This window comes from Paenibacillus medicaginis (assembly GCF_042138635.1).
Classification (GTDB): Bacteria; Bacillota; Bacilli; order Paenibacillales; family Paenibacillaceae; genus Paenibacillus; species Paenibacillus medicaginis.
In genome coordinates this window covers 1-20527 of the sequence record NZ_JBHIRY010000046.1, presented here as the reverse complement: position 1 = coordinate 20527, position 20527 = coordinate 1, and the positions used below count along the sequence as shown (strand labels likewise).

Here is a 20527-nt window from a genome sequence, read left to right as displayed (position 1 = left end):
TATATCAATCAGATGAAATCCCACTCTGCCAGATCCTGCATCAGTATCCGGGCAAAAGCCAGCTGTTCATCTGTGTACTTATCCAAAAATGTCATAAAACGCTCCTCGACCTCATGATGCAAGCGATGATGGATCTTATGCACTTTTTGGCCTTTTGGAGTCAAGCTATAATAAACTTCCTTTTTATTGTCATTGATCTGTTGCCTTTTGATTAATTCAAGCTTCAGCAGCTTTTTGCTTATTCTTGTGACAGAGCCCTTGGTCAAACCGGTTTTTTCAGCAATAGAAGTAACATTAATCGGTGAGAAATCCCCGATACATGCTACCAGATGAATATCAGATAAAGTCAGACTGCTCTTTTCGCCCAATTCTTTTTCAAAATTTTGCATTTCTTCACGCATTCGGATGGCAAGCTTGCTTTCTCGAATTTCTTGTTCACTAACAAGCTGAATAAAGTTTTTGAATATCCATTGTTTAGAAAGCTCTGTTGGCTGCATTCATTATTTCACCTCTTTATAAATCTCCTTCCCATTATACATGATGGTTTTGAAAAAAACATTTTCAGCATGCTTCTGCTTATCCTTTGCTGGTTAGTGCAATTCCTTGCTTCATGCGATCAAGGAAATCCGGCTCTGTTCCCGTAACGACCCACTCCATATAACCATCCGGACGAATCAATGCTGTATGCACATTATCCCAGCCTTGGGCCGGAGCAGCCAGCGTTGCGCTTACGGTTTTGATATGTTGATGCGGCAGTTCATGAACCAGGGCCTCTATGCGTTCATCCGAGGCTAGATGCAGCAATACATATTTTCCTTCACGGAATAGCTCATAGCTGCTGAATGACTCGCCATTCTGACCGCGCAGCTTGATCTCCGCCAATCGGAAACCATTCAGGCCATGTTCCGATATGTTTCCCTGGGTGTTGTAACGAATGTCTACTGCCGCTATTTGGCTGGCCAGACGATAATTCGCTTCCGGGCTTTGCAGCAGATCCGAAATTACATTGCGCAAATGAATCATGGTAGGCGAGAAGTCTGTTCCGAATAACAGGGTTTGTACTCGGGTATTATTCAGCAAAGCAGTATTTACCGGAAGGCGTTCCTCATGATAAGTATCCAATAACCCTGCCGGTGCCCATCCGTTGATTTCAGCAGCAAGCTTCCAGCCAAGATTCATGGCTTCCTGTAAACCTACGTTCATCCCTTGCCCGCCTGCCGGAAAATGAATATGAGCGGCGTCCCCTGCCAGGAATAATCTGCCTTCTCTATAACGTTCAGCCTGGCGGGTCGCATTGCCAAAGCGGGTCAACCAATACGGGTCTGAAATCCCGTAGTCATCACCCAGCATGCGAATCATGCCGGTGCGCAGCTCCTCAAATGTGACAGGTTCGTTCTTGGGCACGGACGTTCTTTCCGGATCAATAAGCACGACACGGTGCAATTTATCCGTCACAGGTACAATCATAATCATACCCCGCTCATCGAAACGGGAAGTAACCATGGATTCAGGCGGATTGTTCAAAACAACGTCGCCTTGAATTGCGGTAAGTGTCTCGTCTGTTCCATTAAAAGGGATGCTGGCTTGCTTTCTCACGATACTTCCAGCCCCATCCGCGCCAACCACATAGGCTGCTGACAATGTAAATGACCCGTTGGCCCCGGAAGCAACGACCTTCACTGAATTGGCACCCTGGCTAACAGATAATACCTCGATGCCACGGCGAATTTCGACGCCAAGTTGCACAGCTCTTTTTTCCAGTATCTTCTCTGTTTCCGTCTGGGCGATGAACAGTGAATAATTGGACGAAGAATCAATGACTTCAAAATTCATACGCGCTTCAAGTCCTGCAAAATGTCCAGTCGGCAGAGGCTTGCCTATTTTCAGCAATTCCTCTTTCAATCCGCGCAAATCCAGAAGCTCCAAGGTACGGGGATGGACGGTAAGTGCGCGCGAATACGGCGTGGTGGCCTCCAATCTTTCCAATACACAGACACTCACATTTGCCAAAGCCAATTCCGCGGCCACCATCATACCCACCGGGCCTCCGCCAACTACAATAACATCATAATTCATTTTTCATTTCTCCTTTCCATTTTGTTTTTCACAAAACAATATTATCATAATTTTGTTCTGCACGAAACAATTAAATAGTATCATGTTACTCCTGTAACCTCAATGAATAACATTTTAATTGAACCTTTCATATGTTAAAACCAAGCCAAGTGATGAATGTCCAATCCGAGAAGAAGGATATCTTCCTAACGACTAAAAGGAGCGTGTGCCTTCATGTATCCATATACTTCACTATTTTCCGTGTTTCAACTTCTCAAAAGGGGAAGGTCCAATGACCTCTAATCAGCAAACGAAAAGACGGTTAAAAATCGTTCAGGTCATATCGCCGAATGCGCAGCCTCTCCCCTCCAACAAAGGAGGTACCGAGAAAGTTGTGTATGAACTGACCGAGGAGCTGGTACGGCGCGACCATGAAATTACGCTGTTTGCCCCGCCTGGCAGCAAGAGCAGCGCCAAACTCATCACCTATCCTGAAAATTTAACGCATGAGGGGCTTTCCGACTTTGTACTGGACCGCCTTCCTCAGAACGTCGATCTCATTCATGACCATTCCTTCCGCTCATCGTTGGGACTGAGAAAACCGAATGTGCCCACCGTATGTACGATCCATCTCCCGGTGAAGCAGCAGGTTGAATATCCTGTATATGTAAGCAAGAGAGCAAGGCAAATTATGGGTAAAAATCGTGGATATTGCGTTTATAACGGCATTAACCCTGACGAGTACGAATTTAGTGCAGACAAACACGGTTATTTGCTTTTTTTAGGGCGGATTATACGTAATAAGGGCATACTGTTGGCTCTTGATATCGCCAAAAAGACGGGAAAACATTTAGTTATTGCTGGTCCTATTAAAGCACCCTCTTTTTTTAGAAAAGAGGTTAAACCCCGTATCTCAAGTAACCCGAAAGTAAGTTACGTCGGGGCTGTAGACGGGAAACAAAAACAGAAGCTGTTGAAGCATGCCCAGTGCCTTCTGTTTCCGACATTATGGGAAGAGCCTTTCGGATTGGTCATGATTGAGGCCATGGCTTGCGGTACACCCGTTCTCGCCTTGAAAAAAGGGGCGGTGCCTGAAGTGTTATCCGGTTTTCCTCAATTGATATGCTCTTCCGTGGACGAAATGATTAAAAAGGTTAAAAAACCAGTCTACCCGGCACCTTCGGCTCTTCGCAAGTACGTAGTTAAGCAATTTACGAACACGAGAATGACGGACGAATACTTGAAAATATACCAACAAGTGTTGGACGAACGGAATGTGACGGCCAAACGGAGATTGACGTCCAGACGGAGTGTGATGGCCAAGCGGAAGCTGACCGCCAGACGGAGTATGCTCGCGCAACGGAAAATGACGGTCAGACGAAGAATAAAAGGTAAATCTGAATCGAACCGATAGGACCCTGCTTCGCATCTCATTTAATGCTTGATACAATTGAGCGTCAATTACACCAAGACCTCTTCCATGGGATGCTCGGAAGAGGTCTTGGTGTATAAATGATATCCGCAATGTTTAGTTAAACCCGCCGTTTACACGAATCGTCTGTCCCGTGATCCAACGGGCTTTGTCGCTGACGAGCATCTCTAACGCATTCGCGATGTCCTCCGGTTCGCCAAGCCGTCCAAATGCATTCATTTTGCGGAATGAATCAACCAGCTCCTCCGATTTGCCGTTCAGGAACAGTTCTGTTGATACCTGTCCAGGCGCAATGCAATTGATAATGATATTTTTAGGACCGAATTCCTTGGCCAGTTGGCGGGTCAATTGCTCGACAGCCCCCTTCGTTGCGGCGTAGACGCTATACGTCGGGAGCATTGCACCCGACACGGAGGTCGAGAAGTTGATGATCGTTCCGCCTTGTGCCATATGCTTCATGGCTTGCTGGCAAGCAAAATAAGTCCCTTTCACATTGATTGCAAAATGCCGGTCAAACACCTCCTCCGTCATATCCGCGATTGCCATGTTTTCCATAACGCCCGCATTATTGACCAGAATGTCCACGCGTCCATATCGCTCAAGCGTCTCCGAGAATAGCGCTTCGACTTCGCTTACCTTGCCTACATTAGCGCGAAGGGCAACAGCTTCGCCGCCGGCTTGCTCAATTGTCTTTACGACCTCGTCCGCTTTCTCCTGATTCGCGGAATAATTGACGACCACCTTTGCCCCGGATTGCGCTAATTGTATGGCTATTTGCCGTCCGATGCCACGCGACGCTCCGGTAACGATGGCTACTTTTCCATTTAGACTCATTTATGTTCTCTCCTTATATCTGAATTTGGGCCGATCAGTACCCGGCCTTGCAAATTTATTGTAGTCAATGTTTGAATGAACCTGTTAGAACATAACTGTTCGATCCTTGCCTATTTCTCTTCCGTATCGTTATTATAGAAGTAACTACAACCTTGTTGAAAGGAGCCCGCTAATAATGGACACAATGAATGAGTCACAACGGATGGAGCAAGCCTTGCAGCAATTGGCGCTCCTGATACGTCGCCATGCTCCTTCGAACGGCATACATCAAACGGTCGTACCTTCTTTGACGCTAATGTATGCCACACATTTGTCCGAACCGCTTGAATCTGTATATAAACCTTCCATTTGCGTCGTGGCGCAAGGGGCGAAGAAAGCTACATTGGCCGACGAAAGCTACCGGTACGATCCTTCGTCTTACCTGGTCACTTCCGTCGAATTGCCAATCATCGGCAAAATCGTCGAAGCTTCGCCAGAGATCCCGTATTTAAGCTTGAAGCTGCGCTTCGATGCCGACGTTATCCTGGACATCGTGAAGGAGATGAACGACCCTGCTTTTGCACCCGAAGAAGCCGGTCCCGGCATCACTGTGAGCCGAACGACTCCCGAATTGCTGGAAGCCATCGTACGGCTCATGCGGCTGCTTGATACACCTCGGGACATTCAGATTGTGGCACCGCTCGTCATCCGTGAAATTCTGTATCGGGTGCTTCAAGGTGAACAAGGCGCGCTCATCCAGCAATTTGCGATTATTGGCAGCCATGCCCACAGTATCGCCCAAGCGGTTCAGTTGATTAACCGGCAGTATAACCGTCCGCTCGTGATCGAGCAGCTTGCAAAGTCCGTGAACATGAGCACGTCAGCGTTTCATAAGCACTTCAAGCGCGTCACGGCGATGAGCCCTTTGCAATACCAGAAAACAGTGCGCTTGCAGGAAGCCCGGCGATTAATGCTTACGGAAACCGTACAAGCAACCGAAGCAGCCTACCGTGTAGGCTACGAGAGCCCATCCCAATTCAGCCGGGAATATGCCCGTATGTACGGACGGCCGCCGGTGCTGGATGTTCAGGAGCTTCGCGATTCGCTTGCAGGTTCCAACGGGTTTGGATGATTATTTATAGACAATATGTATCTAAGGGGGATATTGAAGTTATGGTTCCGAAAAAAGTCACCTGGCTGGAGCTTTTTTATGATTTACTTTTTGTAGCAGCCGTATCCAAAGCAACTCATGTCTTATTACATGCAGACCATGGAATCATTCCTATGGAGTATTTATTTAAATTTGTTTTGATTTTTATTCCTATCTGGTGGGGTTGGGTAGGACAAACTCTCTTTATTAACAGATTTGGTCAAGATATTGTGAGTCATAGAATATTGATCATTCTTCAACTATTTTTTGTATTAGTCATGACGGCGAGCCTGTCCCCTGACTTTGATCAATACTATCTTCCCTTCTTTGTAGGATACATAGGCTCAAGAGCACTGACAGCCATTCAATATCTTTTGGTACGTAAAACCAACGCCGATCATCACCGCTTGACCGCTTCCTATTTGGGAACACACTTTTTGATCGGCATATTGATATCGGCCTGCTCGCTTTTCTTTGACTCCTGGATACGGTATGTCATTTTGTATATGGGAATTGCTGTGGATATTCTACTTCCTTTAATTGGACGCCGGCATCTGGTGAAGACACCCATCAATACCCATCACTTATTTGAGCGTTTTGCCCTGTTTACCCTCATTCTTTTAGGTGAATCCGTAATCAGCATACTTGCTGTATTGCAGTTTAATAACTGGGATCTGTCCTCTATTTTGTTTGTGGCGTTTACAAGCATATTAATCATTGCAATATGGTGGCAGTACTTCGAGAATATAGAGACTAAAGTGAGCAAGGATATACACACTGCCGGCCAAACGATTATTTATGGTCACCTATTTATATATTTATCCATGAGCATGATCGCTGCTTCCATTCAATTATTATACCAAGAACAGCTGGATTACTCATTTATGTTGATATTTGTATTTGGATCTGTGCTGTTGTATTTTTTCTCTACATCTTTGGTTTTTCACCGGTACAGACACAAGCACCTGCGTTTGAAGCCCTATCATTTGGCCGTATTATTAGGGATTATCGGTTGTTGTATAGCGTTTGACTTGATTTATCAAGTCCCTAATTATGTAATCGTGGGAGAAATCATGGTGTTCTTTATCGGGTACGCGAAGTTAACAACATGATTTTTGAAAAAGGTAAACCATCCAGGAATGATAGATCTCCAGGATGGTTTTATTTTCTCAATTTTTACCCTTCCGTCAGATCCGCCTTCAAATCACTTGCCACTTCAACCATTTTGGGGATGACGGCTTCATCGTAAATGGCTACATACAGATCACCCATATAATGTCGGAACGGAATTTGCATATCGCCATAACTCCACATGAAAAAATCGCCATCAATGGACATTGTACTGGCTGGTCCTGACACGGTATAGACCGGTGAGTATGTAAAATCGGGCCGGGATGCAAAGTAAAGTTTGCACTCTTCCAAAGTAATGGTCTGTTCCGCAGAATTTTCCTGAAATGACCTGGTGATGCGAAACCGCTGGCTCATTAAAACTCCTCCAATATGTTTTGTTGTAATGGATTTGTGTCTATTATTAAAAAAATGGCTGAATACATGCAACTAAACTTAACAGAAACTCATTTTTCCTCGCTTGTTTGCGCCAGCTTTTCTTCCACCAGTTTCGTTGGGGTCACATCATTTCCTTCAGGATCAACGACGGATACGCTTAACAGGGTGTTTTTAAATTGCCCCCGTATGATCTGTAAATAGTCCTGCCGCAGCACAGCTTGTTCGGACTTTTCGTTTTCAGTCAGCCCTCCGCCGCGTTGTTTTCTGCTCAGTTCATTGATTCTATCGAGTATTTGGATCATGGTAATACCCCACTTTCATAAGTAATGTAGAATGCAGAAAATGTTTTATGTTTAATTATCTTGATATAAAGATATATTAATTTCATCCAAATGTCAATAGGTAAAGAGCAGCTCCCATGATTACATCCATTACACTATCGCACAACAATGTGCGTTCTTGTGAGGGCATCGGGATTGAACTATGATTGATTCCACGGCAAGAACGTTATTGGGACTCTTCCCTGTAGCCGATTTATATTAAAGGAGCTGGATTTAATGAACCACAGCATAAAAAAAGAAGACATATTGGCAGCCTTCGAATTTAGACATGCCACCAAGGAATTTGATCCGACAAAGAAAATTTCTGCCGAGGATTTTGATTTCATTCTGGAAACGGCCCGGCTCTCTCCAAGCTCGGTTGGCCTTGAACCCTGGAAGTTTGTTGTTATCCAGAATGCAGATTTGCGTGAGAAGCTGCGTGCCGTGAGTTGGGGGGCACAAGGGCATATGCCTACTGCCAGCCATGTCGTATTAGTTTTGGCGCGCAAAGATGCAAGCTACAAGTCCGACTACTTCTGGCAGCAATTGACCGGGGTTAAGCAAATCCCTGCGGAGAACGTAAAAAACATGATGGGCCGCTACCAGTCGTTCCAGGAAGAGGATTTCAAGCTGATGGAGTCGGAACGCGCGCTGTTTGATTGGGCTTCCAAGCAAACCTACATTGCCCTCGGCAACATGATGACCAGCGCCGCCCTCATCGGCATTGACTCCTGCCCGATCGAAGGCTTCGATAGAGACGCTGTGGACGCCATTTTACGCGCAGAAGGACTGCTGGAAAACGATCAGTACGGAATCAGCGTGATGGCTGCGTTCGGATACCGTGTCAAAGCTCCGCGTTCTAAGACAAGAAGAGAAGCGACTGACGTGATCCGCTGGGTTGAATAAGAAAAAGAAAAAGGAGTACAAACAAATATGTGCAAAACTCATGTTCTGAGTGTTCCAAGTGCAAAAGCACCTTTTGAAAAAACAACGATTGAGCGCAGGGAATTACGGCCGGACGATATCCTGATTGATATTAAGTTCAGCGGTATTTGCCACACTGATATTAGCAACGCCCATGATGAATGGGGCGGCGGTATTTTCCCCATGATTCCAGGGCACGAAATTGCCGGAATCGTTGAAGCGGTAGGATCAGAGGTTACCAAATTTACTGTCGGCGACCGTGTTGGTGTTGGCTGCTTCGTTGACTCTTGCGGAGAATGTGAATATTGCCTCAAGGGTGAGGAACAGTATTGTACAAAGGGCGCGGTACAAACCTACAGTTCATTGGATTACGATGGCAATCCAACCTACGGCGGATACAGTCAAAAAATCGTTGTTAAGGAAGGGTTCGTAATCCGTATTCCGGATGCGCTGAAGCTGGATGAGGCAAGCCCTCTTCTATGCGCAGGTATCACGACCTACTCTCCATTGAAGCATTGGAACGCGGGTCCGGGTAAAAAGGTAGCCATTCTCGGAATGGGCGGGCTTGGCCATGTAGCGATCCAATTTGCCCACGCTCTGGGCGCTGAGGTCACGGTCTTGAGCCGTTCTGCAAACAAGCAAGAGGAAGCTTTGAGTTTTGGTGCGGATCATTACTTGCCCACCAGCGATCCTGCGACATTCACTGAATTGGCTGGCCGTTTTGACCTCATCTTGAACACGGTGTCTGCCAACCTTGACGTTGATGCGTATTTATCCCTGCTTCGCGTAGATGGAACCCTTGTAAATATAGGCGCACCGGCCGAACAGAGTAAATACAGCGTGTTTTCCTTGCTCTTGGGTCGCCGCAGCCTTGCGGGGTCACTTGTTGGCGGTATCCGTGAAACACAGGAAATGCTCGATTTTGCAGCTGAGCACGGAATTGCCCCTCAAATCGAGGTCATCCGCGCAGACCAGGTAGACGAAGCATACGAGCGTGTACTGCGCAGCGATGTCCGTTATCGTTTTGTCATTGATATGTCTACTTTATAAAACGGACAAGTAAAAAAAGTCAAGCTTCCAGCGCGCACCAATTTTCTATTGGTGCGCGCTGCCTGAGTTTACCTGCTTTCTTTTTCTAATCTTTGGCCGTGTTAGTTCGAAGCTATGGTTCACCATTTCATGAATTTCCTGCTCCGGGAGTTCGCCATCCAAGATAAGAGTATTCCAATGCTCTTTGTTCATATGATATCCGGGCGTCACTTCTTTAAACAGGCTGCGCAGAAAATCAGCGCGGCTAGGTTCGCATTTAAGGTTGACACACAAGTGGCCGTCATGATGAAAGATCAGCGCAAATATTTTCTTATTTCCTTTGTGACGCATTACAGTCCAATCTTCCCCAAAAGGATGGTCTTCATAAGAGCTTGGATATGACAGACAGGTTTCAATGATTTCATCTTTAGTCATGGTTAAACCCTCCGTAGATCGAAATATGTCGTTGTTTCTCCAATGATAGCACATATGTTCGCTTCGCGGAAGCGGAGTGTGATTCATCTCCCATCCACAGTGAATGGAGACTTTTTCCATCACACTATGTTATGGATAAAGTATTACCTTCATTTAACAATAATAGCGCTCCTGTTTTACAAAACTCATATATGATCATGTTGTAATATACTCTACACATTGGAGTGTGAGCTTAGTGAACAAACGTGCTGTTAAAAAAGCAATCCTGTCTATTGCTGCTGTAGGAGTACTTGGTGCGCCGCTTTTTGCCGCCGATTTCTCTCAAGTATCTGCCGCAGCAGCGAGCAACCAGAAATCTGCCTATCCGAAAAATGTCATTCTGTTTATTGGTGACGGGATGGGACAAGCCACCCGGGATGCAGTCACGCTGGCTACGGTGGGCAAATCCGGCAATCTGGAAATGGACAGCATGCCTGTCATGGGACTCGTCAGCACGGATTCAGGCGATAATCTGGTGACGGATTCCGCGGCAGCGGCCAGTGCCATTGCTACTGGAGTCAAAACGTATAACGGCGCGATTGGCATGGATATGAAGAAAAAGCCTGTCACCACGATTATGGAGCAGGCCAAGAAAGCGGGTCTTTCCACCGGTATTGTCACAACGAGCCAGGTTACGGATGCTACGGGTGCGGCGTTTGGCGCACATGTAGAGAAACGTTCAGCCCAAAGCGAGATTGCCAAGCAGTATTTGGAAAAAAGTAAAGTGGATGTCATTCTCGGCGGCGGCGAAGATTTCTGGTATCCGAAAGGAACACCTGGCGCCCACAAGGATGCTCCGGCTGAGGATCCTGAAGAAGCAAGCAAAGGCACTCAGGGCAATCTGGTTGAAAAGGCTAAAAAGCTGGGTTATAAATATGTAACCAATAGCGCTGAAATGAAGGCCGCTTCTGGCAGCAAGCTGCTCGGCCTGTTCGCAAATGAGGAGATGTTCCAGGCGCATAACGAGTTGGGCAACTCCTATAAACCGACGGTTCCACTGCCTGATATGACGGCAAAAGCAATCGATGTGCTCTCCAAAAATAAGAAAGGCTTTTTCCTCGTGGTCGAGGAAGAAGCCACGGATGAAATGGCACATGACAATGAAGGCGCATTGACGATCAAAGCTGGTCAGCAGCTGGATAAAGCCGTGAAGGTGGCCAAGGATTACGCCAAGTCCCACCCTGACACGCTTGTCCTGGTGACAGCAGATCATGAAACCGGCGGCATGGCGATTGAAGGCGAGGACGACGAGGATGAATCTGGCGACGGTGTGTCCAAGGAGGACGGCCCGTTTGCGATCCATGGTTCTGATGAAAAATTCTACATCGATTGGACGACCGGCGGTCATACAGCGATCAATGTGCCACTGACAGCCATAGGACCTGGCTCCGAGAAATTCGCAGGCAGTTATCCGAACACCGCCATTCATGATAAGCTTGTGCAGTTGCTGAAATTGAAGAAATAAGCATAGACAGTGTTAAATGAACATACAAGAAATCCATGGGCGTCGGCATTATAGCGGCGTCCTTTTTCGATAATTACTACGGAGACAATCCCCTTCCCTTCAATTGGCCTCTCCCTATCTTCCCCTTAAAGTATGGAGACAAAGTGGACAATTAACCCATCCTATCATACACTGTGAGTTGACTTTTGTTTTCTAAAAACAGCCTTGGAAAGGTAACCTGATTTATGTATAAAGTGGCTATATGCGATGATGAGCAGCAGCAAAGAGAGCTTGTGAAAGATATGCTGATCGCTTTATCGGTCAAGACAAATTTAAACTTTGACATTGAAATGTTCAGTTCCGGAGAAGAACTGGCAGCCTATTATGAGAACCATAATCCCTCCTTCCATATCTTAATATTGGATGTTGAAATGAACGGCATCAACGGCATTCAAACTGCCAGAAAAATAAGAAGCTTGAAGAACGTTGATGAGCAAATTATTTTTTTGACCAGTTACCCGGAGTACATGCTGGAAAGCTTTGATGTAGTGACATACCAGTATTTAATCAAACCGGTAGCACCCCATATTTTTGAAGAAAAAATAGTAAAGCTGCATCAGTATTTTCAAGCTCAGGATCCCAAATTTATAGTTATTAAGTCGGCTTATGAAGAAGTGATATTGAAGCATCATGACATTATTGCCATTGAAGCTGCCAAAAGCTTAACGATTAAAAATAAATTGCATTTTGTGACCCGGAATCAAACCTATGAGAGCAAAGGCATTATTTCGAACTATGCATCAGCTCTCAAGGATTTTCATTTCCTGCAAATTCATCGGTCCATTATTATCAATCTGCTTCATGTGAAAAAATTTGCCGGAGGCAAGGTATTCATGTCAAATGGTATGGAATTGCCCATTGGGCGCTCGAAAATAAAAGAAGTAAAAGATACCTATACCAAATTTATGGTCACTGAGATGAGTTGATATGATGGATTATAGATTATTGCTGCTTAATTTTGTTGTTTCACTCGTCATGTGCTTGCAGCTGAATTTTTATTTTAACTCGGTTTTGAGCAAGTCCACCAAGAAGGCCAACAGTATGGTTTATTTGCTTATATTTTGGGTATTGGATTTTCTATATTTATGTGCCGAGCTGCCTGCTCTGGTCTCTTCCCTTAGTGCATTAGTTGTGATCTTCAGTCTGGCTCATGCTTATCATGTGGATTTAAAATTAAAGATCATTTTCTCAACACTTTACGCCGTTTTGCTTACTCTGGTTAATTATATATCTACTTACATTCTGTATGATGTGGAGACATTTGATCTCAATAGTCTGCATAACATGAACAATGCACAATTTCTGTTTTCCAAAATTATGCTGCTCAGCTGTATGCTCATGTTTCCCCTCATTCAGATCATACGGCTGGTTGCCAAACAAAAAAGCTTCCCGATCCATACCCGCTACTATCTGTTATTCCTGATTGTGCCGGTGGTGAGCATAGTCCAGGGCAATGTTATGTCTATGTATAGTGAAAAAAACATATATTATTTCATATCCATCTTTGGACTTCTGTTATTGAATGTGTTCATTGTCTATATCTTCGATAATATTGTTGAAAAATTCCAATTGATTCATCAGAATGCCCAACTGCAAAATCAGATGGACTATCAGGATGCCAACTATGAAAAAACGGTGCACAGCTTCAAAAACATTAAAAGAATCGTTCATGATACGAACCAGCAGTTTTTGTATATCGAGGAATGTATCACAAGAAACGAGCTCGAACAGGCGCGTGAACACATAAGAGTTACATTAAATAAAATTGAAGACGCCTATCATAGAGTAAATACTGGCAACCTGGTGATCGACGCCCTGGTTACGAATACGCTGAATATCGGACAGGCAAACGGCATTAAAATAGATACAAAACTCAGTCTAGCCATGAAAGACATTCATATTGAACGGTACGACTTATGTGTCGTTTTGGGCAACATGCTGGATAATGCGATAGAAGCATCCAAAAAGATCAAGATCGCGGATGACAGGTATATGCTTATTAAAATCCATTCTAATGAATCCGCCCTCTTCCTTCACATTCTCAATCATGTGGAAAAAGAGGACGTATCATTGTACAGCCAGAAACCCAATCCGGAATTTCATGGACTTGGCTTAACCAATATTTCAAGAATATGCGAGAAGTACGGCGGGAACATGACGATTGAGACGAAAAATAAAGTATTTAATAACATGGTTGTACTGCCTTTTCATACGAACAATCCCTAAGCCTTCTGTCGTTTGGGGATTGTTTTTTGCATTTGAGGGTCTTCTTGCCCTTCCTGCTCCTTGTTGAATGTATGCTGAAAACAGCTATTCATTTAGAGCATACAAGGAGGAAAAAGAAATTGAAAAAAATAGGGATTACACTTATCGCTATAATGCTTGTGCTGCTGCAGGTGCCCTGGGCTTCCGGGGCTTCGGCCGAAGGCAATGATGATACGGTTGCAGAGAAAGCCCGCAAGCTGGCTTCGGCACTAATATCCGATTATGGGGTTAGTTCCGTTCAATATGCCATTCTGGATAACGGTGCAATTACCTTATCCGATAGCGCAGGAGTGAATGGGAAGGAAGCCGATGATTCCATTAATAAAGATACGATGTATGCCATTGGTTCAGTCAGCAAAATGTATTCAGCTGCCGCAACGATGATGCTGGTTGATGCCGGTAAGGTCGATATTGATCAGCCGCTTACGACCTATATCAAGGATTTTAAAATGGCGGATGAAAGATACAAGCAAATCACACCGCGGATGCTGCTCAATCACTCGTCAGGTCTTTATGGTTCCCATTATAAAAACAGCATGTTATTCGATGACAATGCCACAGAAAAGCATGATGAGCTATTGGAAAAGCTGCAGTCTGAGCGTTTGAAATCGAACCCTGGTGAATACTCCGTTTACACCAATGACGGATTTCAGCTGCTGGAACTTCTGGTTGAACGTGTGAGTGGGTTGACATACAGCGAATTCCTTGCGACCCATATCAGTAAACCGTTGAATTTAAATTTCACAAAAACACCGCTTGATTCATTTGACAGACAGCAGCTGGCCAAAACATATTTTCCTGGAATTGAGGGGCCCCTGCCTGTTGAAAATCCCAATATTCTCGGAACAGGCGGTCTTTACTCTACAGCAGAAGAGTTGACCAAATTTTCTGAAGTCTTAATGGGCCAGAAGCCGGATATTTTATCCAAGCAATCGGCAGCTGCCATGGAAAGTCCCGAATACCGGAAAGGAATCTGGGTTCCAGAAGAGAGAAATATTTATAATTACGGGCTCGGCTGGGATGCGGTCGAATTGGCTCCGTTCAGCGATTATGGCATCACTGCTTTAAACAAAGGCGGGGATACCATAATGTACCACTCTGCCCTGATTTCCTTACCCGAGCATCATTTGTCAATGGCAGTCATTTCTTCCGGCGGATCTTCAATTTATGATACGATATTTGCTTCTAATATTTTGCAGGAGGTTTTAAAGGAGAAAGGCATTATTAAAGATATCACTCCTCCAAAAACAGCTATACCTCCTGTAAAAGTGGATATGCCCGCAGATTTGGCCGCTAATTCAGGCTTATACGGAACCGTTGGTGCAACCATACATGTGAATATTCAAAACGGGGAGTTTGAGTTGCCTGGTCTGATGAGTGAAATGATACCAGCCCAGAAATATGTGTATACAGGCAACAGCCGCTTCACCAGCAGTGACGGCAGTGCTGAAGTAAGCTTTGAGAAACAGACTAATGGAAAAACCTATATCAAAGCGAATGTGCTTTTGGACTTCCCTGGTTTGGGTCAAACGGAAGCGGTGTATTATGAATATCAAAAGCTGGACGATAACCCTGTAAATGATTCTGTGAAAAAGGCATGGGGAGATAGAAATAATAAGAAATACTATGCTCTGGATGAAAAAATAAATTCACTATTTTATTTGGTGCCTACAGCAATTTTAATAAAAAATATAGCTGTTGATACAGGTTATGCCAGCGGTACTAGAATTGTAGATGAAAACCACGCTGTCAATGCCGTCGAAATACCTGTGATGAACGGGAGAGATACATTTGATTTGAATTTTTACAAAAAGGATAACTCGGAGTACTTGCAGTCTGGTGATCAACACTTTATTCGTGAGGATGCTATTAAACCGCTGCCTGCTGCGGAAACATCCCAATATACAGTACCATCTAATGGATTTGCTCAATGGTTTAAAATAGACGAAAGCACTGCGAATAAGACAATGATTGTTGACTTTTCAAAAAGCGGCGGCTTCGCCGTCTATGATGAAAACGGAACGGTTGTACACTTATCAAGAGTAAGTTCTGAGCATTCCGTGACCCTTCCAAAAGGCGGTCTGATCGTATTTGTCGGCAATGCGGGAGATGTCTTTAAAGTTACATTAAAAAAACAATAAAATCATGGGCGAACCACAACGCTTTCTTCCGCGTTGACAGTTCGCCCATTTTTTCTCAAATCCTGATTTCCGTAAATCTGTTCATTTCAGTATATTCAAATTTTGTATGCGAATATCCTGATACATGCTATCCAGAGCTGTCGAGCAGGAATAAGTCATTTGGGCATGCACATCAAGCAGTGTCAGCCGGCAGCCATGCTTGGCACCCGTATCGATGCCGATTTTCCGCTTTGCCCGCCATAGCTCCCCGGGACTTGCCCCCATCCGGAACGTCGGTGTATGACCGAAGATGACCGTACCCGGCTGATCATCGACTGAATCACTCTCTCCCCAGAATTCCTCCCGGATCTCGGTCATATCTTTAAGCGTCTGGTCTTCAAGCGGCACCCCTGGCCGGAATCCGGCATGCACAAAGAGAAAACCCTCCTCCTCTATGTAAGCCGGAAGAGTATGCAGCCAATCGATCAGGGCCCGAACAGCTTTGGTCTTCTCTTTTGGCTGATTCATCAGCTTGGTCTCCTTATTGCCAAGGATGGCCTGCGCGCCGCCCTGCACCAGCGCCTGTATGGTCTCAAGCGTGCCCCAGGTGTCAGGTGTGTCATTAATGTAATCTCCGCCCAGAATAAGGCGGTCTTCACGGGGGTTATATGCAGCTTCGGACAGCAGTAAAGACAATCCGTGCTTGTGCCCGTGGATATCTGAAATGACCAAAAGGCGGCCAGTGTTTTCCGTTGAATTCAACAAATTATCTACGGCCTTTCTGCTTTAATCTATGATCAAGTCGCATATAGAAGCGCGGCTTCACGAGGCAATCTCAAGCTGACCGAAGCGCCCGGCTGCAGCGGTTCTCCGCTCAGCATATACAGCCGGCTGCCTTCCCCGCACTCCAGCAAAGATCTCCAGTTGCTGCCCTCGAACGTACAGTGAATGACCCGTGCTTCAAGCAAACTGTGATTGGGTAAGTCATGCGAATTTACCATTTGCGACTCATTGGCTGTGGGTACAGAAAATACAGTCAGTGCTTCGGGACGAAAGCGGACCTCGCCTGCCATTCCTGCCCTGGGAGCATTTTCGGGCTCACAATGAACTCCATGCAGTATCCCGGCCGGCGTCTTGAGCGCCAGGCCCTCTGGAGCTGCTACGAATTCGCCGGACAGGTGATTGATCGCGCCCAGCAGCGAAGCGGCCTGCCTGCTGGCCGGACGATTATAACATTCGATCGGGGAAGCAAACTGATCGATTGCACCGCTGCGCATAATGAGCAGACGGTCCGCCATGGCGAACGCTTCCTCCGGATCATGTGTCACATGAAATACGCTCATTTTCAGCCGCCGGAACAAAACGGCCATTTCCGAGCGCATTTCAATACGCAGCCTCATGTCCAGATTGGACAGCGGCTCATCCAGGAGCATCAAGCGCGGTTCGGTCACCAGCGCGCGGGCGATGGCGACACGCTGCTGCTGTCCACCCGACAGCTGGGGAGGCAAGCGGTGTTCAAAGCCTTCGAGATGAAGCAGCTCAAGCGCTTCCTGAACCTTTTTCCTGATGGCGTCGGTGCCAAGCCGCTTTTGCTTCAATCCGTAGGCGACATTGTCGTACACATTCATATGCGGCCACAGCGCATAATCCTGAAAAACCATATTCACGCCGCGCTTCTCCGGCGGAACCATTTTGGTAGAAGAAGCAATCTTCTGCCCGAGCAGCCGAATCTCGCCTTCATCCGGCTGGGCAAGCCCTGCCACCAGCTGCAGCAGTGTTGATTTTCCGCAGCCTGAAGGGCCGAGCACACTGATGATCTCTCCCTCCTTCAGATCAAGGCTGACTCCGTTTAATGCTTTGACCTCCCCGTATCGTTTAACCATATTGCTGACCTCAAGCAGTGGACTTGTGGTTTGGGCAGCTGATGTTTGCATATTTATTTCTTCGCCCCTTTTCTATAAAAAATACGTTCGGCTATGATCATGATACATACGATGATGCCCCCGCTGGTGATCGTAGCTGCGGCTGCGTAGCCAAAGCGCATGTCCTCAAAGGCATCGTCAATGGCGACAGGCAGTGTTTGAAAATTGGGCGGAAACAGAATCGAGTTCACCGCCAGATCGAACACACTTGAGCCAAATGCCGCAAGGCCAGCAGATACGAGCGCTCCACGCACGAGCGGAATCAGAATCATCCTCACCCGGCTCAGCAGCGATGCTCCCTGCATTTGTGCCGCATTGAGCAGACTTTGCGGCACTTTGGCCATAGCCCCGCTCATCACCCTGGTAATAATGGGAATCGCGCCCGCGATCGCTGCCAAAACCAGTATCGCCGGTTGGCCGTATAACCGGAGTCCAAGCGGCTCCAGCCATTTCTGGTTCCAGACGAATATGTAGCCGATCCCGAGCACAACCCCCGGAACGGCGAAGGTAACCAGTGATGCCGTTTCGATGAGCCGTTTAAAGCGGAATCTGGAATAAGCGAGCACAAAGCTTGCCGCCAGTCCGATGAGCAGACCGAATAAGGCTGCAGCTCCTGCAATCAAGAGCGACCTGCCAAGCCCAGGGAACAAGGCTGCACCCTGCTTGAACAATTCCAGATAGTTATCGAGCGTAAGATTCCCGCCGGACAACCCGTCGGTCTGAACACGCAGCAGTGACATGACAAAGCTTGAGCCGATAGGAATCCCGAGCACGATCAGAGCAAAGAGCAGAGTTCCGCCCGCGAGCAGCCACCGGTAATGGCCAGCCGTTGTCGCTATGGAAGGCACTGCACGGCCGGATAAAATATCATATCGAGCCCTGCGCAGCACATAAAACTGCAGAGCCATCGCCGCCGCAATGATCACCACCAGATACAGGGAAAGCACACCTGCCATATCAAAACGGATTGGTGACGTATAAATGGCAGAGTAAATAGAGTAAGGCAGTGTCGGAAACTTATAGACGACAGCTATCGCCGATGGAAGTCCGAAATCTCCGATGGTGTCCATAAAAACAAGCGCAGCTCCCGAGCAAATGGAAGGCAGCAGCAGCGGCGCCTGGATCGTTCTCCATACCCGGAAAGGAGAAGCCCCGCATAATCTCGCGGCATCGGACAGCATCTCCATTTTCCATTCCATCGCCGCACGTACCGTGAGATAAGCGAGCGGGAATTTGCTTAAGGTCATCACTGTGATCAGGCCTGCCGGTGAAAAAACAGCTCTCGTCACCCACTCCCAGCCGAGCACGGAAACCGCCAGTCCGTTGCCTGCAGAGAACATAATCCATCCCTGGGCAAGAATAAAGGACGGCATAATGAGCAATATCCAGGCAGTGGCATCCAGCAGCCCCGCACCCGGAAACCGCCAGCGGGTACGCGCCATTGCCAGCACCGTACCTAGCAGCGTACCGAAACATGCAGTCCCGATGCCGAGCAGAAGCGAATTCTCCAGCGACTTTCGCCACAAGGGCCGGGTGAATACATCCCCCAGCAGCGAGATATCTCCGAAATTCAGATCACCAAAAAAGATGCCAGGGAGCAGCACCTGGATGATAACCGCTCCCAAGGGAAACAGAACCAAAATGGCTAATAACAGGCTGACTGCCCAGCCCAGCCGGTTCACACTCAAACCTTTCATTATCGCTTACTGGACAGACTGGTCGGCAAACCATTGCTTGATTTCAGCTTCATGTTCGCTTGCCCAGGCAGCATCGGCAATATTCAGCTTGGCATTCGGATCACGTTCCGGCTTGGGCTTGGCTCCCTCTGCGGAAGGCTCGAAAAAGCTTTCGTCTCCTTCATCCACCAGTTGCTGCTGAACCTCCGGATCAAGCAGGAAGTTAACGAATTCCTTGGCTGCTTCGATCTGATCGGAATCCTTCTGAATAGCAGCCACCCTTACCGAGGCAGGCGCCCCTTCCGCGGGCCATACCAACTTCACCGGCTCTCCATCCGCCAGCATACTGTACGCATTCGATTCTTGCAGTGCTGCTACATCAATCTCTCCTGAAGTCATGGCCTGAACCACCTGCGGATTTTTCGGATATACGTGTAGTCCTTGCTTCATCAGGCTGTCGAAATAGGCTTGTCCGCCTTCCATGCCCTGTTGATTGAAAAACCAGGACACGAACGGGTAAGCCGGTGCTGCTACAGCCGGATCGGCCATACCGACACGCCCTTTGAATGCGTCTTTTTTCAGATCTTCCCATGTCTTGGGAGCTTGCTCCTCAGACACCTTGTCCTTGTTATATACAATAATTCCGGCAGCGTGTGCGCCTGTCGGGTAATAAGCGCCATCTTTCGGGATAACGGTTTTGTACGCTTCCTTCAAGCCTGCAGCATTATCGGGAGTCCAGTCCTGCAGCAGCTGTCCGTTGGCGTCAAGCCCATAAATCGAAGGCATGGCATCGATCCAGACCACATCCCATTGCGGATTGGATTTTTCCGCTTCAACCCTGGACATGATCTCGGCTCCGTTCCCGGAAACGATATTGAGCTTAATGCCTGTTTTTTTCTCAAACATGTCGCCGATCACAGCATCAAAATCATTCAGATAAACGGTAAGCTCTTGAGCTTGAGCAGATGATGTGTTAATTTTCCCCTGCTCCTCGCCTGCCGCAGTCTGTGATTGACCTCCGCATGCCGTGACCGTCATTAAGGCCAGCGCGCTGAAGGCAATACCTGCTTTTTTCATCCATTTGTTACCCACGATACTTTTCCCCCTCATATGAACTTAGCTATTTACTGGAACGCTGATGCGCTATCTCAAACTTTAACGAAACAATGTAACCACGAAGTTAAAGCAAATACCCTTTTTTATTAAATTTATCTATATATATTGTTGGTAACAAAGAAATCATCTATATTTCAAATACAAGTTCAAAACTAACATGGTCTGACGACCACCACCAAAGATGAAAATGGTGTGTTGTGCGTTTGAAGTCTTGCTCTGCC

General features: G+C 46.7%; 19 protein-coding genes. 9 read left to right on the top strand and 10 right to left on the bottom strand.

The window, feature by feature from the left end; translation table 11 throughout:
- Positions 1 to 8: 8 nt before the first annotated feature.
- Both ACE5LO_RS26050 and ACE5LO_RS26045 read right to left on the bottom strand, forming a co-directional pair.
- Positions 9 to 497: a MarR family transcriptional regulator gene (locus ACE5LO_RS26050; RefSeq protein WP_375522833.1), complete on the bottom strand. Its 489-nt coding sequence runs from the start codon at positions 495 to 497 to the stop codon at positions 9 to 11.
- A 79-nt stretch (positions 498 to 576) separates the two neighbouring features.
- A complete protein-coding gene (locus ACE5LO_RS26045) occupies positions 577 to 2076 on the bottom strand; it encodes a monooxygenase (protein WP_375522832.1) in 1500 nt (499 codons plus the stop codon).
- 271 nt (positions 2077 to 2347) lie between these two features.
- Here ACE5LO_RS26045 and ACE5LO_RS26040 point away from each other — a divergent pair, with 271 nt between their 5' ends.
- A complete protein-coding gene (locus ACE5LO_RS26040) occupies positions 2348 to 3469 on the top strand; it encodes a glycosyltransferase family 4 protein (RefSeq protein WP_375522831.1) in 1122 nt (373 codons plus the stop codon).
- Between the two features lie 114 nt (positions 3470 to 3583).
- Here ACE5LO_RS26040 and ACE5LO_RS26035 read toward each other — a convergent pair whose 3' ends face one another.
- A complete protein-coding gene (locus ACE5LO_RS26035) occupies positions 3584 to 4321 on the bottom strand; it encodes an SDR family oxidoreductase (protein ID WP_375522830.1) in 738 nt (245 codons plus the stop codon).
- Positions 4322 to 4505: 184 nt separating this feature from the next.
- On the opposite strand from ACE5LO_RS26035, the gene ACE5LO_RS26030 reads away from it, so the two are divergent.
- Positions 4506 to 5432 carry an AraC family transcriptional regulator N-terminal domain-containing protein gene (locus ACE5LO_RS26030; RefSeq protein ID WP_375522844.1) on the top strand — a complete coding sequence of 309 codons (927 nt, stop codon included), beginning with the start codon at positions 4506 to 4508 and terminating at the stop codon, positions 5430 to 5432.
- Between the two features lie 41 nt (positions 5433 to 5473).
- Positions 5474 to 6562: a low temperature requirement protein A gene (locus ACE5LO_RS26025; protein ID WP_375522829.1), complete on the top strand. Its 1089-nt coding sequence runs from the start codon at positions 5474 to 5476 to the stop codon at positions 6560 to 6562.
- Between the two features lie 64 nt (positions 6563 to 6626).
- On the opposite strand, the gene ACE5LO_RS26020 is transcribed toward ACE5LO_RS26025, so the two are convergent.
- The gene (locus ACE5LO_RS26020) at positions 6627 to 6935 is read right to left on the bottom strand and encodes a hypothetical protein (protein WP_375522828.1); all 309 of its coding nucleotides are present in this window, start codon (positions 6933 to 6935) and stop codon (positions 6627 to 6629) included.
- A gap of 89 nt (positions 6936 to 7024) precedes the next feature.
- The gene (locus ACE5LO_RS26015; RefSeq protein WP_375522827.1) at positions 7025 to 7258 is read right to left on the bottom strand and encodes a DUF896 domain-containing protein; all 234 of its coding nucleotides are present in this window, start codon (positions 7256 to 7258) and stop codon (positions 7025 to 7027) included.
- 255 nt (positions 7259 to 7513) lie between these two features.
- Here ACE5LO_RS26015 and ACE5LO_RS26010 point away from each other — a divergent pair, with 255 nt between their 5' ends.
- The gene (locus ACE5LO_RS26010; protein WP_375522826.1) at positions 7514 to 8182 is read left to right on the top strand and encodes an NAD(P)H-dependent oxidoreductase; all 669 of its coding nucleotides are present in this window, start codon (positions 7514 to 7516) and stop codon (positions 8180 to 8182) included.
- Between the two features lie 27 nt (positions 8183 to 8209).
- Complete coding sequence (locus ACE5LO_RS26005; protein WP_375522825.1) at positions 8210 to 9250, top strand: NAD(P)-dependent alcohol dehydrogenase; 1041 nt, start codon at positions 8210 to 8212, stop codon at positions 9248 to 9250.
- Between the two features lie 45 nt (positions 9251 to 9295).
- Here ACE5LO_RS26005 and ACE5LO_RS26000 read toward each other — a convergent pair whose 3' ends face one another.
- A complete protein-coding gene (locus tag ACE5LO_RS26000; RefSeq protein ID WP_375522824.1) occupies positions 9296 to 9664 on the bottom strand; it encodes an MmcQ/YjbR family DNA-binding protein in 369 nt (122 codons plus the stop codon).
- Positions 9665 to 9899: 235 nt separating this feature from the next.
- Here ACE5LO_RS26000 and ACE5LO_RS25995 point away from each other — a divergent pair, with 235 nt between their 5' ends.
- The 4 genes from ACE5LO_RS25995 to ACE5LO_RS25980 all read left to right on the top strand — a co-directional run bounded on the left by ACE5LO_RS25995 (position 9900) and on the right by ACE5LO_RS25980 (position 15613).
- Positions 9900 to 11168, top strand: coding sequence for an alkaline phosphatase (locus ACE5LO_RS25995; protein WP_375522823.1), 1269 nt, complete (start codon positions 9900 to 9902; stop codon positions 11166 to 11168).
- Between the two features lie 224 nt (positions 11169 to 11392).
- A complete protein-coding gene (locus ACE5LO_RS25990; RefSeq protein WP_375522822.1) occupies positions 11393 to 12133 on the top strand; it encodes a LytR/AlgR family response regulator transcription factor in 741 nt (246 codons plus the stop codon).
- A 1-nt stretch (position 12134) separates the two neighbouring features.
- On the top strand, positions 12135 to 13433 hold the full coding sequence (locus ACE5LO_RS25985) for an ATP-binding protein (RefSeq protein WP_375522821.1): 1299 nt from the start codon (positions 12135 to 12137) through the stop codon (positions 13431 to 13433).
- Between the two features lie 119 nt (positions 13434 to 13552).
- Positions 13553 to 15613, top strand: coding sequence for a serine hydrolase domain-containing protein (locus tag ACE5LO_RS25980; protein WP_375522820.1), 2061 nt, complete (start codon positions 13553 to 13555; stop codon positions 15611 to 15613).
- A gap of 81 nt (positions 15614 to 15694) precedes the next feature.
- On the opposite strand, the gene ACE5LO_RS25975 is transcribed toward ACE5LO_RS25980, so the two are convergent.
- Genes ACE5LO_RS25975 through ACE5LO_RS25960 form a run of 4 tightly spaced genes read right to left on the bottom strand, consistent with a single transcriptional unit; the run spans position 15695 to position 20282 of the window.
- Positions 15695 to 16354 carry a metallophosphoesterase gene (locus tag ACE5LO_RS25975; protein ID WP_375522819.1) on the bottom strand — a complete coding sequence of 220 codons (660 nt, stop codon included), beginning with the start codon at positions 16352 to 16354 and terminating at the stop codon, positions 15695 to 15697.
- A 35-nt stretch (positions 16355 to 16389) separates the two neighbouring features.
- Positions 16390 to 17526 (bottom strand): ABC transporter ATP-binding protein, encoded by a 1137-nt coding sequence (locus ACE5LO_RS25970; protein ID WP_375522818.1) that lies wholly within the window; start codon positions 17524 to 17526, stop codon positions 16390 to 16392.
- 2 nt (positions 17527 to 17528) lie between these two features.
- Entirely contained in the window at positions 17529 to 19211 is a 1683-nt protein-coding gene (locus tag ACE5LO_RS25965) for an ABC transporter permease (protein ID WP_375522817.1), read from the bottom strand.
- 6 nt (positions 19212 to 19217) lie between these two features.
- Entirely contained in the window at positions 19218 to 20282 is a 1065-nt protein-coding gene (locus tag ACE5LO_RS25960; protein ID WP_375522816.1) for an extracellular solute-binding protein, read from the bottom strand.
- Positions 20283 to 20527: the final 245 nt, after the last annotated feature.